Origin of the sequence: Arthrobacter subterraneus, from assembly GCF_900099735.1 — a bacterium.
GTDB classification, from domain to species: domain Bacteria; phylum Actinomycetota; class Actinomycetes; order Actinomycetales; family Micrococcaceae; genus Arthrobacter_D; species Arthrobacter_D subterraneus.
Genome location: NZ_FNDT01000005.1, coordinates 51642 through 67485, shown reverse-complemented (window position 1 = coordinate 67485; position 15844 = coordinate 51642). Strand labels below are relative to the sequence as shown.

Below are 15844 nucleotides of genomic sequence, written 5' to 3'. Positions count from 1 at the left end.
ACGTGGCCACCATGACTGAAACTCCCCGCACAATCGTTTTCGATGTCAATGAAACCCTGTCCGACATGAGCCCGCTTGCCGAAGCGTTCGACGCAGAAGGGCTGCCTGCACTCGCGGCCCGGGTGTGGTTCGCCGGGATACTGAGGGACGGTTTCGCCCTCACTGCGACCAACGACAATCCCGGGTTCGCCGACATCGCCAGGGACAGCCTCGAGCGACTGTGCGCTGACACGCTGGGCCCGGGTGATCACAGTGCGGCGGTAGGAAACATCATGGGCGCGCTGACCTCCCTGTCAGTGCACGACGACGTCGTCCCCGGCATTGAGGCGCTGTCTCACCGTGCGGAGCTGGTCACCTTGAGCAACGGTGCTACTTCGGTGGCCGATGCGCTCTTTGAGCGCGCCGGCATCCGCGGGCGCTTCGCGAGGCTGTTGAGCGTCACGGATGCGGCGAGGTGGAAGCCGGCTGCCGAGGCGTACCACTATGCCGCCGCGGAGCTCGGCCAGGAGCCGCGGGAGCTGCTGCTGGTTGCCGTTCATCCGTGGGATATCCACGGCGCACATCGGGCAGGACTCCGGACTGCCTGGATCAACCGGACCGGTACTGCCTATCCCGGGTACTTCGACGCGCCCGACCTCGAGGCCGGCAGCCTTTCCGAGCTCGCAGGGGCGATTCGGGTGGCATAGTCCTTCCGAAACGGTGCAGGCATCGCAGGCAATGCATGCAATGAGAGCAGTGCCTGCACCGTTTCAGAGGAGGGCCTGGTTCCCCGCCCCTGGAATTGATCAAGTTCTGCGCTTTTGCTGGTCAGACCCTTGGAATTCGGTCCTAGCCTGAGAGGACTGAATTGGGGGAGTTATGACAGCAGGGGGCGGCGCCACAGATCAGGCGCGCATGGCCAAAGAACGAGTCGAGAAGCTACGCCGGGAGCTGGCGCGCGCCGAGCAACAGTTGCACGCCTGGGAGGCAGGTGCATTGGGAGAGCGGCTCGTCGCTGAACGGCTCGCCGCAGTCGAGGGGGAGCACTGGCGGATCCTGCATGATGTGCACTGGCCCGGCCGCCCGAAAGCAAACCTGGATCATGTGCTCGTCGGCCCCGGCGGCGTCGTCGTTCTGGACACGAAGAACTGGACTGGAACCGTCGAGCTGCGCGGAGGTGAACTGTGTCAGAACGGGTACCGGGCGGCGGGGATCGACTGGGTGCTGGACCAGGCAAGCGCGGTGTCCGCATTGCTTGAGCCGCAGCATCGGCATCTGACTGCGGGCTGGATCTGCTTGGTCGGCCAGCCGGATCTGGCGGGACGCTCCAACAGCGGTGTCCGCATCGAAGGTGCGGACACCCTTATTCCCGCGCTGCGTTCCCTGCCGACTGTGCTGGATGTCGTTGCCATCGACGTTGTTGCCCGTCACCTTGAGGAACTACTGGCCGGTGACCAGAGTCCTGGTCTATGGACTACCCGTCAGCTCGAAGAAGCCGACGGCGGGGTTTCGCGAACGCTCCAGCGCCGCCGTGTCGGGGCTCGGGCAGGAGTTGCGGGCGGGCCGGCGCAAACGAGGTCCGCGGGGTCCGGCCGTAGCCCGAAGCGAAGGGAAAGGAAGCGCCCAGGAGTCGCAGGTGCCGTTATCAAACTGTCTTTGCTGGTGATTGGGATCATGACGCTGCTCAACATTATGGACGGCGTGACAGAGCGCTCGGACCCTGCTCCAGCGCCGATCCCGACCTCTGCCGTGTTGCCGGACGGCAGCTAACCGCCGCCAATATGCCTGCACACAGGCAGCGGCAGCCAGGTGGTGAGGTGCGCAAGTGACGCAACCCACCGGCTGCCCCTCCGTCTACCCCTTCCCCGCCTGCCCGGCCAGCAACTCGAGGATGTGGTGGTAGCTCCGTTCGGTAGCCCTCGTCATCCCGAGTTCGCAGGTGCGGTTGCAGGAGGCATGTGCACTTGCCCCAAACGCGCGGATCTCTGCGGCCTGTGCGCTTGTCGCCGAGGCAGTGAGCTCGGGGTGGAGCATTCCGCGGTCCCCGGCGAAGGCACAGCAACCCCAGGCCACCGGTACCTGAACCGTTTCCGCCACCGCGGAAGCCACCTGCTGCAGGGGTGCATTCAAACCCAGACGTGTAGATGAGCACGTCGGATGAAGCGCCAGCGAATCCAGCTTCCGGTAGGGACCGAGCAGCGGCAGGATGCGATCGGCGGTAAATTCCACAGCGTCGATGATCCGCAGGGCCGGGTGCCCTCCTGCCGTCGTCTCATTCTCCAACGTGGCCAGAAGCCCCTCCGTACAGGAGGCGGCGTCGACGATCACGGGCAGCTCGCCGTCGTTGGTGGCTTCCCGCAGTTCCTCAAGGACGTGCCGGCGCATGGCGCGGGCACCGGAAACCATGCCCTTCGACGACCACGGGGTTCCACAGCACAACCCGTCGATGGCGGCCGGAACCAGGAGAGTGATCCCGGCAAACCGGCAGAGCTGTTCAAAGCTGGCCTGCACGCCGTCATCGCCGGGCTCAGCCGGTCCGAACATTGTTCCCACACACGCCGGGAAATACACCGCGTCCGGCGCAGTTTCCGGACGCGGACGACGCCGGGAGTGCCCACCGATGGGCAGGTCCGGTGAGTAGAGGGGCACATTATCTGTGCCAAGCACAGCGCGGACGGCCACGTTCGGAATACGGATGACTGGCGTCGGGATCCTGCCCGCCACCGTGAGCGCCGCCGCCGCACCGCGGCTTGCCGGTCCCCAGTGCCCGGCCGCGGTCTCCCACATCTTTGCGGCTACCTGATTGGCGCCCTCCCCGCGAAGCCGTTTGACCAGGGTGCCCGTATTGATGTCCACCGGGCATGCGGTCTGGCACATTCCGTCGACCGCGCACGTCTGGACCGACTCGTAGTCGTAGTCCTTCTCCAGCGCTGCCACCAGCGCCGTATCCCCATCGATGCGGGCCTGCTCGATGGCCCGCAGGGTCACGATGCGCTGCCGCGGCGTGAGGGTGATGTCCTTGCTGGGGCACACCGGTTCGCAGTAGCCGCACGAGACACAGCGGTCCACCTCCTCGGCCACGGCGGGCGCCGTCTTGATATGGCGCAAATGTGCCTGCGGATCATCATTGATGATGACGCCGGGATTGAGCATTCCGGAAGGGTCGAACAGCGACTTGATTTCCTGCATGACCCCGTACAGTGCGTCGCCGTACTGGCGACGGACGTATGGGGCCATGACGCGGCCCGTGCCGTGTTCTGCCTTGAGGGACCCGCCTTCGGTCAGCACCAGGTCAACCATGTCCTCGGTGAAGGCGTGGTAACGGTCCAGTTCGGTGGCGGATGCAAACCCGTCGGTCAGCATGAAATGGATGTTGCCGTCCTTGGCGTGCCCAAAAATCACGCTGTTGCGGTACCCATAGCGGTCGAACAGTTCGGACAGCTTGCCGCACGTACGGGCAAGGGAAGGCACTGGAACCACTATGTCCTCGAGCAGTGCGGTCGTGCCCGGCGGACGGGCACCGGCGACAGACGCGTACAGTCCCTTGCGCAGATGCCACAGTTCCGCCCGTGTAACAGGGTCGGTGCTGAACTTGGCCGGCATCGTCAGTCCGAAGGGCTTCAGGCCATCCGCGCCCCCGGCAACCGCATCGCTGAGCTGTTCAGGAGAATCGGCCGAGTATTCGACGAGCAGTGCCGCGTGATCCTCGACGGACAGGCCGCGTACCGCCGGGGGAGTGCCAAAAATTGACTGGCCGACCCGAAGGGACAGCGCGTCCATCAATTCCGCTGTCGCCGCGCCTGATTCCACGAGCGCCGGCAACGCGGAATTGGCGGTCGCCAGATCAGGGAAGACCAGCAGTGCCGTCGCCGTATGCGCCCTGATAGGTACGGTGCGGAACACCGCATCCGCCACGAAACCGAGCGTTCCCTCACTGCCGACCATCAGATGCGCCAGGATATCCACAGGACGCTCGAAATCGAGAAGCGAGTTCAGGCCGTAGCCCATGGTGTTCTTCATGGCGAACTGCCGCCGCACCGTCGCGGCTGATACGGCGTCGGACCGGACGCGCGCGGCCAGCCGCCGAAGCCCTTCGTGAAGGTCGGGCTCCGCCGCGTGAAGGTGTTTGTCGGCATCCGGCGCCGCGGTGTTGATGACGGTCCCGCTGCTCAGGACAACCGTCAGGGATTCCAGGGTCCGGTAGGCGTTGTCCACTATGCCGCAGTGCATCCCGGAGGAATTGTTGGCAATGACGCCGCCGATGGTGCACGCGGATTCGCTTGCCGGGTCCGGCCCGAATTTACGTCCGTAACGCAGTAGGCGGGTGTTGAGCATCCGCACCGTGACGCCGGGCTGCACGCGCACCCGTGCGCCGTCGTCGAGCACTTCGATGTTCCGAAAATTACGCCGCACATCAACCAGCAGTCCGTCGCTTACTGCTTGTCCGCTGAGGCTCGTTCCGCCGGAACGCAGAGTCAGCGGCATTCCCGCGGCGGCGCTGGCGCGGAGCAGTTGACCGACCTCCGCGGCGTCCGACGGCGTTGCCACCGCCTCTGGAATCAGCAGGAAGTGCGATGCGTCGTGCGCCTTGGCGTGGCGGTCGATAGCCCGGTCGCTGATCCGGGACGGATCGGCGACCGCGGCGCGGAAATCGGTCAGCATGGGTACCTCCCTTGGTCAATGGACGACGACGGCGCTAGTGGTGCCGGGGTTGGTACAGTTCCGGTTCGGGCAGCCCTGCGTTGGATCGTACTCGGCGGGACAGGCGCTCGATGGATACGAGCGCACTTGTCAGATCACCGACTGACACCTCAAACGGCATGTTGTGGATCGTCTCGCCTCCCACCGTCGCGGCCTCGGCGATGCGGCGGAGGTCGTCGGTGTCGTCTGGGGTCAGCCCCACCTCGGTGAGCGTGGTGGGCAGCCCGACGCGTGTGGTGAATTCGATAAAGTCAGTGATGTCAGCGGTGGGAGCGCCCTCTAGCACCAGCTGCGTCAGCGAACCGATGTTGACCTTCTGCCCGTGCGCCAGCCCGTGCGTCTGGTCTGAGGCGGTCAGGCCGTTGTGGATGGCGTGTGCAGCGGCGAGCCCACCGGATTCGAAGCCCAGTCCGGAGAGCAGGGTGTTGGCTTCCACGACCTTTTCCAGGGCCGGAGTCACCACGTTGTCCCGGACAGCGTCCATGGCGGGCAGTGCGTTTTCCCATAGGACGTCCCAGGATAGCTGCGCGAGTGCGGTGCCGGTGAGGGTGGCCATGCCGCCGGCCATGGTGGTGGCGTTCGACTGGCGCGTGGCGCGGGCCTCGAGCCACGTCGCCAGCGCATCACCCACACCGGCGGCGAGGAATGACGCCGGCGCGTTTGCCACCAGCTGGGTGTCTACAAGGACCAGATCGGGGTTCTTCGGAAAGAACCGGTACTCTTCGAACACGCCCTCATCCGTGTAAATCACGGCGAGTGCCGACGTCGGTGCGTCTGTTGAGGCGACAGTGGGAACACTTACCCAGCGGATGCCGGCCGCGTAACCGGCCGCTTTCACTGCATCGATCGTGGAGCCGCCGCCGACGGCCACTACGACATCAGCGCTGTGCTGCGTGATGAGCCCGGTCAGCCGGTCCACCTCGCGGGCACTGGGAATACCACCGAAGTCTTCCCGAATTACCGGCAGACCCGCCGCGCTGAGGGAAGCTTCGACGTCGTGCCCTACGAAGCCCCAGACAAGGTCATCAGCAACCAGCAGCGGCGAGTTGCCAAGCGGTGTGAGGAATTCACCCAACCGGGTGATTGCATTTTTGCCCTGCACGTACCGGGCGGGGCTGATTACTGTGCGGATCGGTGTGGTCTCAGTCATTTCAATCTCCTTTGATTGCAAGCGTGCTGCGCACGTGCCCAGACTAGGTCCGGTCAGCGGAGGAGCATGCACCGCATTCTCACCCTGTGAAAAGCGGACTTTCGCGCTGCCGCACGCGGCAGCAGACTGGGACCACATCGAACACCACACCCGAGCGAGAGGCAGCAGCATGATTTTCATCGTCGTCAAATTCAACGTCAGGCCGGACTGGAGCGACCGCTGGCTTGACCTCACCCGCGACTTCACGGAAGCCACCCGCGCCGAGCCAGGCAACCTGTGGTTCGACTGGTCGCGCAGCGTGGACAATCCGAACGAGTTTGTGCTGGTGGAAGCCTTTCAGGACGACGCCGCGGGCGACCACGTCAACAGCGACCACTTCCAGCAGGCGATGAAGGATATGCCGCAGGCGCTGGTCGAAACGCCGCAAATCATCAGCGAGAAGATTTCGGCAAACGGCTGGAACCGGATGGGCGAGCTCAGCGTCAACCAGTAGCGTGCACGACGCGCAAGCGTGAGCACCGGCGAAGCTCGGGGCTCACGCTTCGACGCGTCATGTATCCGTGTTCCAGGTGGCATAAGCCGGTGACACCGGCCAAGATAGGCCTATGGGACGCAATGACGCACTCGGAGGCATGGCTTCGGTCCAGAAGGCGTTTGCTCTGCTTGACGTTGTTGCCTCGGATCGGCGCGGGCTGACCGCCAAGGAGATCGCAGCGAAGCTGGATATGCCGTTGCCGACCGTCTATCGTCTCCTCAAGCTGCTGGTCGGATCCGAGCACCTCGTTCATCTCAAGAAGGAAAGCCGATACGCGCTCGGGTATAAACTGCACGCCCTGGACACCTCTCTCCGGCGGCAGATCGGTACGCCAACGGCGGTCGCGCGGCTCATCCTCGAACTTCACGCGCGCGGTGACGCTGCCGCGTACTACGCCGTCCACCGGGGAGACCACATCGTCGTCGCGCATGTTGTCGACTCGCCCAGGCGGCCACGCATTACACCAATGGGTTTTGGCTTCAATGATGCTGCCCACGCGACGGCCTTCGGGAAGATTCTCCTGGCCGGCATGGAACCGGCAGAGCGCGCCACGCTTTTGCGCCGGCAGGGCCTGCCTGCGATGACGTCCCAGACGATCGGCACCCTTGACGACCTCGATTCCGAACTTGAGCGCGTCCGTGAAGGCGGCATCGCCGTCGAACGTGAGGAATTCATCGAGGGGGCGTCATGCATCGCGGCGCCCGTGCGCAATGCGGCGGGCCAGATTGTGGGCTCCGTCGCCGTATCGATGGACGCCGGTGAGTTCGACGCCCGCTCGGCGAAGCTCGCGGTTCTGCTGCGGGACACAGCGGATCGGGTCAGTCGGGCGTTGCGTGCAACATCAGTGTTGCCGCATCTCCAATGAGGGGCTCCCAACCCTGACAGCCGGAACTGGCGGCACGCTCCCCAGGTGGGGGGTCGGGGGAGCGTACCGCCAGGGTTCAGGGGGCCGGACGTCAGATGGCGGCGGAGGCCATCTGCTGTGCCATGTAGTCTGCCTGGCGGATCGCCAGCGCCACGATCGTCAGCGTCGGATTGGCAGCAGCTCCGGTGGTGAACTGCGAGCCGTCCGAGACGAACAGGTTCTTCACATCGTGGGTCTGGCCGAACCCATTGACCACACCGTCTTCCGGCCGGGCACTCATTCGCGCGGTGCCCATGTTGTGGGTCGCCGGGTAGGGCGGCGTGTGGTGCGAAGACAGGGCGCCCACCGCCTCGTACAGCAGTGATGCCTGCTGGTACCCATGGTTGCGCATCGCGGTGTCGTTCTCGTGATCGTCGAAGTGCACGTTCGGCACCGGCAGCCCCAGCCTGTCGGTGACCGCGGTGTTCAGCGTCACCCGATTGGTCTCTTGTGGCATGTCCTCACCCACGATCCAGAGCCCGGCCGTGTTCTCGTAGTCATCGAGGAGCGACGCGAATCCGGGACCCCAGGCTCCCGGATCCACAAAGCTGGCGAGGAACGCCGGACCGAGCGCGATGGTCTCCAGATAGTAGCCTCCGGCAAAGCCCCGGTCGACGTCGTGCCGGGATTCATCCGCGACGAGGCCGGCCATGGTCTCTCCCCGGTACATGTGTACCGGCTTGTCGAACTTCGCATAGACGGATCCGGTGGTGTGGCGCATGTAGTTGCGGCCCAGCTGTCCCGAGGAGTTCGCGAGACCGTCCGGGAACATCGGCGAACCCGAAAGCATGAGCAGGCGCGGCGTCTCAATCGCGTTGCCGGCTACCGCGACGATCCGGGCGCGCTGCCGCTGCAGGTTCCCCTCGGCGTCGACATAGAGCACGCTGTCCACCAGCCCCTCCGCGGTGTGCGTGATCTGAACGGCGTGGCTGTTGGGCCGAAGGTCGAGTTTCCCGGTCCTGAGCGCCTTGGGAATCTCGGAGACCAGGACGGACCACTTGGACTTGTTCTTGTCGCCCTGGAAGTTGAAGCCGTCCTGGATTGATGCGGGCCGGCCGTCATAGGGTTCCGCGTTGGTGCCGTACGGTCCGGTGGCATAGTGGCGGTAGCCGATGCGCTCGGCGCCGGCGGCGAGCACCTTGTAGTTGTTGTTCGCGGGCAGTGCCCGACGCCCATGGCGATGTGTGCTGCCGATCTTCTGTTCTGCCCTGTCGTAATACGGTGCGAGGTCGCCCAGCGTGATCGGCCAGTCCAGCAGGTTGGCGCCGTCGATCCGCCCATAGGCGGTGCGGGTCTTGAACTCGTGGGCCTTGAACCGAGGAGTGGCGCCGGACCAGTGCGTGGTGGTCCCGCCGACCGCCTTCACAAGCCACGCGGGCAGGTTCGGGAAATCGCGGGCAATCCGCCACGAACCGGACGTGGTGCGCGGATCCAGCCAGGCCATCTGGTTGAAGGCCTCCCACTCGTTGTTGTGGTAATCCTCGTTGGTCAGGTGGCCGCCTGCCTCCAGGAGGACCACCTTCACACCCTTCTCAGTGAGTTCATGGGCGAGCGTGCCGCCACCGGCGCCGGAACCGATGATGACGACGACGTCGGCTTCGTCCTGGTCGAAACGGGCGGATTCGGCCGTGGTCATGATGCTGTGTTCCCTTCGTTGACGGTGTCGGAGCCCTTGAAGAGGTCCGAGAACTGCTCATCGGAGGGCACGCCCCCGGTCTGGCCCGCCGGTTCCGCGCGGTCGGGTGCCTGCTGGGCAATGTTGTAGGGCAACGGGCCGACCTCGGTCAGGTCCTCGTCGCTCTCCTCGATGCGTGGCTCAGGCAGCCAGTCGAGGTCGTTGAATCCGCGGTTGATGTAGCCGCCCTTGGAGAAGGACTCGCCCTCGTAACCGAGGACGTCCCAGACTTCCGGATCGTCGTAGAAATTCAGGACAGTGGTGCGCCGGATGAAGCCGAAGAAGTCCAGGTCGCTGATGCGCTTGAGCACGGCTAGCGCGCGGTCGTCGGGAAGGTCCAGGAAATGCTCCGCTGTGAGCGAGTCGAGGGTGAGCAGGCCTTGAGTCAGCGCCACCCGGAACCACGTGGACGCCTGCGCCTCCGACACGATCTTCTCGGTCATGCGTTCGTACGGCCCGTCGGGAACCGCAGGATGCGGAAAGGCCACGCGGATGATGCGCGTGAGAGTTCGCCGTGCCTCCTCCGATAGCTGCAGCTCGTTGAGCGCCGAATACTTTGCGGGATACGCCATGGGAATCACCCTTCGGGTTCAGATGCGGTACTTGGTGGCAGTTACTTGTTGAGATGGGGGACGAGAATGCCGCGACCCACCAGGGCGCCGCTGTCGAGATCGTGCATGGCCTGGACCGCATCCTCGAGGTCGTATTTCCGGGTGTGGAGCGTCACCTTGCCCTGGGCTGTGAGTGTCATCAGCTCAACGAGGTCGGTGTAGGTGCCCACCAGATTTCCGACGACGTTGATCTCCCGCGAGATGATCTCGATCGTGTCGATGTTCACCGCTCCGCCGTACCCGATGCTGTAGTAGCTGCCGCGGTTGCGCAGCGCTGTGACGCCGAGCGATTCCGTGCCGTGCTCGCCGACGAAGTCAAACACCACGTGTGCGCCGCCGTCCGTGATGTCGAGCAGCCGGCCGGCGTCGCCGTTGCCGTCGGAGGAGGCATTGACGGTATGGTCCGCGCCCAGCGAGACGGCCAGTTCGAGCGCATCGGGTGAGCGGTCGACGACGGTAACGGTCGCCGCAGTGAGGGCCTTCAGGGACTGGATTCCAATGTGGCCGAGGCCGCCGCTGCCGATGACCACGGCATGGGATCCGGGAGGCAGCTGCTGCACCGCCTTGCGTACCGCGTGGTAGGCGGTGAGGCCGGCGTCGGCAAGGGCGGCGATGTCGGCCGGCTGGAGCGAGGAATCGAGCTTGACCACTGAGCGGGCGTTGGTCCGCATGAATTCCGCCATACCGCCGTCGACGTTGAGGCCTGGAAAGGTCGCATTCCCGCAGTGGGAGTCCTGGCCTTCACGGCAGGCCAGACACAGCCCGCACGTGACCAGCGGGTGCATGATCACGGTATCGCCGGCGCTGACGTTACTGACGGCGCTACCGACCTCCCGTACCCAGCCGGCGTTCTCGTGCCCGAGGATGTAAGGAAGCGATGGGTGCTGAATGTGATCCCACTGGCCTTCAATGACGTGGAGGTCTGTCCGGCACAGCCCCGCGGCACCGACCTCCACGATCACGTCCCAGGGGCCGACGACCGTGGGCTCGTCGACGTCATCGAGATGTGGATCTTCCCGATACTGGTGCACGCGGACAGCTCTCATGGTCCTCCCTCGACAGTGAAGCGGTGCTGACTTCGAGTGTGAGGCGGGTCACGGAGCATTCAAAGAAGCGTTATCGCGTGGTGAGAAAGCCGGTAGGGTCGAGGCATTCGGTCTGTTCGGCAACGGTTGGACACAGGAGTGCCTGATGCACAGCAGCAACGACAACCCGCGGCAGGGAAGCTCCCACTCGCAGGTCCTCATTATCGGCGGCGGAAACGCGGGAATCTCTCTCGCGGCGCGTTTGAAGCGTTACCGGGTGACGGGAATCGCCGTCGTTGACCCATCGGAGCAGCACCAGTACCAGCCGTTCTTCTCCCACATCGCCGGGGGTACCGCCAAGGCGGAGTCTGCGGTCCGTGCGCAGGAATCCGTGATGCCCAAAGGCGTCACCTGGCACCGGGATTCGGCAACGGCCATTGACCCGGCCGCGAAGACCGTCGCCCTCGCCTCGGGCCGCAGCCTCACGTATGAACACCTCGTGGTGTGTCCCGGGATCCAGAAGAACTGGGACGGCATCCCCGGCCTGCAGGATGCCTATGATTCCCCCTACGGCGCGACGAACTACAGCCTCGACCTCGCGGTCAAAGCATGGCGGCTGCTAAGCAACCTGCGTTCCGGAACGGCGATCTTCACCATGCCGGACGGGCCCATCACCTGCGGCGGAGCAGCGCAGAAACCGATGTACCTCGCGTGCGACTACTGGCGCTCGCAGGGCGTCCTCGACAACATCCGGGTGATCCTCGCCGTGCCTACACAGACCGTCTACGGCGTCGACGTCGTTGACCAGGAACTGAACCGGAAAATCGCCGAGTATGGGATCGAGCTGCGCTGCAGCACCGAGCTCACCGCCGTCGACGCCGACAACCGCACGGCCACTCTCCGCAACAACGCGCACGGCACGGAAGAACAACTCCGGTATGACGTCCTCCACGCCGCACCGCCGCAGTCCGCTCCGGACTGGATCAGTGCCACCGGACTGGCCGACGACGACGGTTTCGTCGCCGTGGATAAGAAGACTCTCCGACACATCACCCACCAGACCGTATGGTCACTCGGTGACGCCGCAGGTACACCGAACTCGAAGTCCGGTGCGGCTCTGCGTCAGCAGACCAAGGTTCTGGCGAAGAACATCAAAGCGGTCCTCAAGGGCGGCGGGCCGAGCCGGAAGTACAACGGTTACGGGGCCTGTCCCTTCACTGTCAGCCGTTCTACAGTGGTGCTTGCCGAGTTCGATGACACCCTCACGCCCAAGCCCTCCGTCCCCGGTTGGAAGGGCCTGGCGAAGGAGAAGCGCCTCACCTGGCTGGTGGAGCGGTACGGGTTCATCCGGCTGTACTGGTACGCCATCCTGAAGGGCCGGGCGTAGGCTTACCTCCCACTTCTGAGTACCAACTCACAGAGCCCCAGAGCCAGAGAGGACCAGCATGTCCAACCAGATCACCGTCACCCGCACCTTTGCCGCGCCGAGGGAACGCGTCTTCGCGGCGTGGACCGATCCGGCGGATTTCGCCGTCTGGTTCGGGAGTTCGCAGGTAACCGTACCGCGCGATTCGCTTGTCCTGGACGTCCGCCCCGGCGGCAGCTGGCAGGCCGTGATGGAACTGCCCGATGGCAACACCATCAACTGGGAAGGCCGGTACACCGAGGTCACCCCGCCCGAACGGCTGGGCCTCACCATCACCGACCAGCCCGGCACAGAGCCCGGAGCACCGATCAGCGTTACGTTCGCGGAGGTCGAGGGAGGCACGCAGATGACCCTCGTGCAGGACGCCCCGGAGTTCACCGAGGACCAGCGGGAACAGACCGCCGCAGGCTACCAGGCGTTCTTCGACGACATGGAGGCGCTGGTGGTCTCCTGAGCGGGGACACCGGCTTGCCGCATCTTTCTTGTCGAGGGGGAGCGGTGGTGCTTTAAAAAAGTGACTGCACTGCACTCATTGCATGCAACGAGTGCAGTGCAGTCACTTTTCGGGAAAGGTGCAGCTGCCCCTGTGTCTCAGAGACGGCGCCCGCGGTACACGGTGTCGGCCACGGGTAGGGTCGCGCCGTCGGGTCCGCTGGCCTCCCGCGAACGCGCCTCGATCACACCATGCTCCCAACCGTCGTCGAGCAACGCCGCAATGTCCTCCGCCGTGAAGTACAGGTCCGGCAGGTCCGGCCGTGGTGCCGGGCCGTGCAGGTCCGACGGGTGGTGCCCGACAATCAGCAGCGTCCCGCCCGGCGCGACGGCGCGTGCCAGGTTCCGGAACAACGGCTCCCGTTGCGTCGTGGGCAGGTGCATGTACTGGGCGCTTACCAGGTCGTAGAACCCCGACGGCGGCTCCCACACCGTGAGGTCGTGATGTTCCCACCGGACCGGGTGAACGCCTTCATTGCCTGGCCGATGCTCGCGCTCGTGCTCAGCGGCCCGTTCGAGGGCCACCGAGGAAATGTCGACGCCGGTGACCTCCCAGCCGCGCGCGGCAAGCCAGAGCGCGTCGGCGCCTTCGCCGCAGCCGACGTCAAGCGCCCTGCCGGGCGGCAGACCATCGATCTCCGCGACCAGTTGCGGGTTCGACCGCCCGCTCCAGATCCGCTTCCCGCCGTAGCGGGCGTTCCAGAAGGCCTCGTCAAAGGCGCGTGGTTCGTGCCCGTGGTGTTGGTGCTGGGTGTGCATCAGGAAACCTCCGCTCCTATCCTGCTCTCCGGGCCGGAGGCGTGGGAAGAGGAACGGCGATATACCGCGAGGTCTTCCTGAAGTTCCTCGGCCATCAGGTGGTTGTTGATCGCCACGGCGGCGGTCGACCCGGAAGCCGCAGACGGCAGGACCTGCAGCATCAGGTTCGCGACATTGCCGGCAGCCCAGACCCCGTCCACCGCGGTGGCGCCCATCTCATCCACGGCAAGGTGCTCACCGACTCCCATCGGATGCTGGACCGGTTCAAGCCCCAGGCCCGCGAAGATCCCGGTGTTGGCGACGAAGCGGGGCGCAACGGCGAGGGCATCCACCGGAACCACCCCGCCGCCGGTGAGCTGCACGCCGCTCAGTCTCCCGTCGTCGTCGTTGCGGGTCAGTACCCGCGTTACCGCCCCCTCCAGGACGGTGACACCCCGGGCGGCCAGCTGCTCGCGCTCATCGTGGCCCGGGTTGACCGTGTTGTTCAGGAAGAGCGTGATGCGGGTGCTCCACTGGCGGAAGAGCAGGGCCTGATGCACCGACATGGCGCTGGTGCCGAGGATGCCGATGTGCCGGTCGCGGACCTCCCAGCCGTGGCAGAACGGGCAGTGCAGCACCTCCTTGCCCCACCGCTCGCGAAGGCCGGGGATGTCCGGCAGTACGTCCGTGAGCCCGGTGGCCAGCAGGAGTCGGCGCGAGCGGAGCGCTGTACCGTCAGCGAGCGTGGTGCGGAAGCGGTACCGCGGTTCACCGGCAGGAACAGCATTGACGGCGGTGCCGGGAATGATGACCCCGCCGTAGGACTGGACGTCCAGGCGTCCGGCGGCCGCCAACTCCGGCGGGTCCATGCCCTCGCGGGTGAGGAAGCCGTGCACGCCTGCGGCTGGGGCGTTGCGGGGAGCGCCCGCATCGATCACGGCGACACTACGGCGGGTACGCCCCAGCATGAGCGCAGCGCTGAGGCCGGCAGCTCCGCCGCCGATGACGACGACGTCGAAAGAGGAAGATTCAGGTTTCATCGTCCCAGCATGGAAGCCAGACTCGACGTCGGCAACAAAGTTTGCTGATCTGGCAAAATGGACAGCATGACACATGAAATCGGCGAAGCACTCGCGAGCGTGGGACCCCGTCTGAAGGCGCTGAGGGTGAAGCGGGACGTGACGCTGCAGTCGCTGTCCGAGGCGACGGGAATTTCGGTGAGCACGCTGTCCCGCCTGGAATCCGGGCAGCGGAAACCGAACCTCGAGCTGCTCCTGCCGCTCGCCAAGGCGCATCAGGTGCCACTGGATGAACTCGTGGGAGCTCCGACGACGGGTGATCCCCGCGTGCATCTCCGCCCCATCGACATGGGGCGGGGAACCGTGGTGCCGCTTACCCGCCGTCCCGGCGGCATTCAGGCCTACAAGCACGTGCTGCACGCGGACATGCCGCTCGAGGAACCGGACCTCAAGGTCCACGAGGGGTACGAGTGGCTGTACGTGCTGAATGGGAACCTGCGAATGGTGCTGGGTGACCTCGACCTGGTGCTGCCCGCCGGTGAGGTGGTGGAGTTCGACACGCGCGTACCGCACTGGTTCGGGAAAGCGGACCGTGCCGCTGTGGAGTTCCTCAGCCTGTTCGGGCGCCAGGGTGAACGGATGCACCTTCGGGCCCGGACAACCTGACGCCCATCAGGCGGACAACCTGATGCCCAGCAGGCGGCGGGCTGACGCCCCGCGAGGCAGGGAGGCTGACGCCCCGCCAATCCGCGGGCCGGGTGAGTCGCCAGGCGGAAGCCTGACGCCCCGCTAGATGGAAGGCTGCGCCAGCCGGGTAATGCGGGCGCAGCAGTAGGGTCCGTCGGGATCAGGAGTCACCGCGTACTCCGCATCGCCGCTGCCCTCGAGCGCACCGGTCAGCAGGGCTCCGTTCAGCCCGCACACCACCTCGGCATGGCTGCGAGACAGGCGGTGGAACGGGCAGTTGTGCAGCAGGAAGCCGCCCTCTCCATCCGGATAAGGTTCGTACCCGGTCCCGTCGAGGACCCCCTCCATGCTGCCGGCTTTCAGTCCCAGGCGGTGTCCGGCGTCGTAGGCGGTTTGTGTCAGCGCCTGCTCGATAGCGGTGTTGTCCCGGATGGATGTATCAATCGCGGCCGCCATCAACTCAGCAGCAAGGTCATAGCGCCGGTCAGGGATAGACGCCGCCACTTCCGCCTGGGCGAGCCGGTATAGCTTCGCCGGGCGGCCGGATCCCGGACCACTGCGTTCGCCAAGCTTGCGGAACTCCACGGTGAGGAGGCCCGCGTCCACGAGCTTCTCCAAATGGAACAGCAGCGTGCTGGCCGCAATGCCCGTGACTTCCGCCAGCCGGTTCCGGGTCAGCGCGTCCCCGCTGCGCTGGAGCGCCTGGTACACGACGCGGCGCACGGGATCACCCAGTGCCGCCACCGACTCCAGCCGCTCGGTGAGGTTCGCGCTGAGCTGGGACGGTGCGCCTGAGCTCCCGGTACCGGTGCCGGCGGACCGGGCCGAATCGCCTTCAACGTCGGACATATGCCGAGCCTATCTCCCGTCCTGCACACCATTGACTTCTTCAGTGTGCGCTT

The 15844-nt window shown here is 65.5% G+C and carries 15 protein-coding genes; 7 read left to right on the top strand and 8 right to left on the bottom strand.

Annotated elements, in window-relative coordinates; translation table 11 throughout:
• The first annotated feature begins 11 nt into the window (after positions 1 to 11).
• On the top strand, positions 12 to 686 hold the full coding sequence (locus BLS52_RS07605) for a haloacid dehalogenase type II (protein WP_090585874.1): 675 nt from the start codon (positions 12 to 14) through the stop codon (positions 684 to 686).
• A 208-nt stretch (positions 687 to 894) separates the two neighbouring features.
• Positions 895 to 1749, top strand: a complete 855-nt coding sequence (locus BLS52_RS07600; RefSeq protein WP_175460112.1) for a nuclease-related domain-containing protein — start codon at positions 895 to 897, stop codon at positions 1747 to 1749.
• An 84-nt stretch (positions 1750 to 1833) separates the two neighbouring features.
• Here BLS52_RS07600 and BLS52_RS07595 read toward each other — a convergent pair whose 3' ends face one another.
• Entirely contained in the window at positions 1834 to 4641 is a 2808-nt protein-coding gene (locus BLS52_RS07595; protein ID WP_090585623.1) for an FAD-binding and (Fe-S)-binding domain-containing protein, read from the bottom strand.
• Between the two features lie 34 nt (positions 4642 to 4675).
• Positions 4676 to 5830, bottom strand: a complete 1155-nt coding sequence (locus BLS52_RS07590) for a glycerol dehydrogenase (protein WP_090585621.1) — start codon at positions 5828 to 5830, stop codon at positions 4676 to 4678.
• Between the two features lie 169 nt (positions 5831 to 5999).
• Between BLS52_RS07590 and BLS52_RS07585 the strand changes: the two genes are divergently transcribed.
• Both BLS52_RS07585 and BLS52_RS07580 read left to right on the top strand, forming a co-directional pair.
• A complete protein-coding gene (locus BLS52_RS07585) occupies positions 6000 to 6323 on the top strand; it encodes a putative quinol monooxygenase (RefSeq protein WP_090585619.1) in 324 nt (107 codons plus the stop codon).
• Positions 6324 to 6435: 112 nt separating this feature from the next.
• On the top strand, positions 6436 to 7230 hold the full coding sequence (locus BLS52_RS07580) for an IclR family transcriptional regulator (RefSeq protein WP_090585617.1): 795 nt from the start codon (positions 6436 to 6438) through the stop codon (positions 7228 to 7230).
• Between the two features lie 91 nt (positions 7231 to 7321).
• Here the strand turns inward: BLS52_RS07580 and BLS52_RS07575 are convergent, their stop codons facing one another.
• The 3 genes from BLS52_RS07575 to BLS52_RS07565 are packed head-to-tail and all read right to left on the bottom strand — an operon-like array spanning position 7322 to position 10601.
• Positions 7322 to 8905: a GMC family oxidoreductase gene (locus BLS52_RS07575; protein WP_090585615.1), complete on the bottom strand. Its 1584-nt coding sequence runs from the start codon at positions 8903 to 8905 to the stop codon at positions 7322 to 7324.
• Positions 8902 to 9516, bottom strand: coding sequence for a hypothetical protein (locus BLS52_RS07570; RefSeq protein ID WP_090585613.1), 615 nt, complete (start codon positions 9514 to 9516; stop codon positions 8902 to 8904). The genes BLS52_RS07575 and BLS52_RS07570 overlap by 4 nt, the downstream gene beginning before the upstream one ends.
• A 41-nt stretch (positions 9517 to 9557) precedes the next feature.
• Complete coding sequence (locus tag BLS52_RS07565; RefSeq protein WP_026544579.1) at positions 9558 to 10601, bottom strand: NAD(P)-dependent alcohol dehydrogenase; 1044 nt, start codon at positions 10599 to 10601, stop codon at positions 9558 to 9560.
• 145 nt (positions 10602 to 10746) lie between these two features.
• Here BLS52_RS07565 and BLS52_RS07560 point away from each other — a divergent pair, with 145 nt between their 5' ends.
• Both BLS52_RS07560 and BLS52_RS07555 read left to right on the top strand, forming a co-directional pair.
• Entirely contained in the window at positions 10747 to 11967 is a 1221-nt protein-coding gene (locus BLS52_RS07560) for an NAD(P)/FAD-dependent oxidoreductase (RefSeq protein WP_090585612.1), read from the top strand.
• Between the two features lie 58 nt (positions 11968 to 12025).
• The gene (locus BLS52_RS07555; RefSeq protein WP_026544578.1) at positions 12026 to 12460 is read left to right on the top strand and encodes an SRPBCC family protein; all 435 of its coding nucleotides are present in this window, start codon (positions 12026 to 12028) and stop codon (positions 12458 to 12460) included.
• Positions 12461 to 12597: 137 nt separating this feature from the next.
• On the opposite strand, the gene BLS52_RS07550 is transcribed toward BLS52_RS07555, so the two are convergent.
• Together BLS52_RS07550 and BLS52_RS07545 are read right to left on the bottom strand one after the other, a co-directional pair.
• Complete coding sequence (locus BLS52_RS07550; RefSeq protein ID WP_026544577.1) at positions 12598 to 13257, bottom strand: class I SAM-dependent methyltransferase; 660 nt, start codon at positions 13255 to 13257, stop codon at positions 12598 to 12600.
• Positions 13257 to 14276 carry an NAD(P)/FAD-dependent oxidoreductase gene (locus BLS52_RS07545; RefSeq protein ID WP_051470545.1) on the bottom strand — a complete coding sequence of 340 codons (1020 nt, stop codon included), beginning with the start codon at positions 14274 to 14276 and terminating at the stop codon, positions 13257 to 13259. Before BLS52_RS07545 ends, BLS52_RS07550 begins: the two co-directional genes overlap by 1 nt.
• Before the next feature lie 66 nt (positions 14277 to 14342).
• Here BLS52_RS07545 and BLS52_RS07540 point away from each other — a divergent pair, with 66 nt between their 5' ends.
• Entirely contained in the window at positions 14343 to 14921 is a 579-nt protein-coding gene (locus BLS52_RS07540) for a helix-turn-helix domain-containing protein (RefSeq protein WP_026544576.1), read from the top strand.
• A 123-nt stretch (positions 14922 to 15044) separates the two neighbouring features.
• Here BLS52_RS07540 and BLS52_RS07535 read toward each other — a convergent pair whose 3' ends face one another.
• Positions 15045 to 15791: a helix-turn-helix transcriptional regulator gene (locus BLS52_RS07535; protein WP_090585610.1), complete on the bottom strand. Its 747-nt coding sequence runs from the start codon at positions 15789 to 15791 to the stop codon at positions 15045 to 15047.
• Between the last annotated feature and the right edge of the window lie 53 nt (positions 15792 to 15844).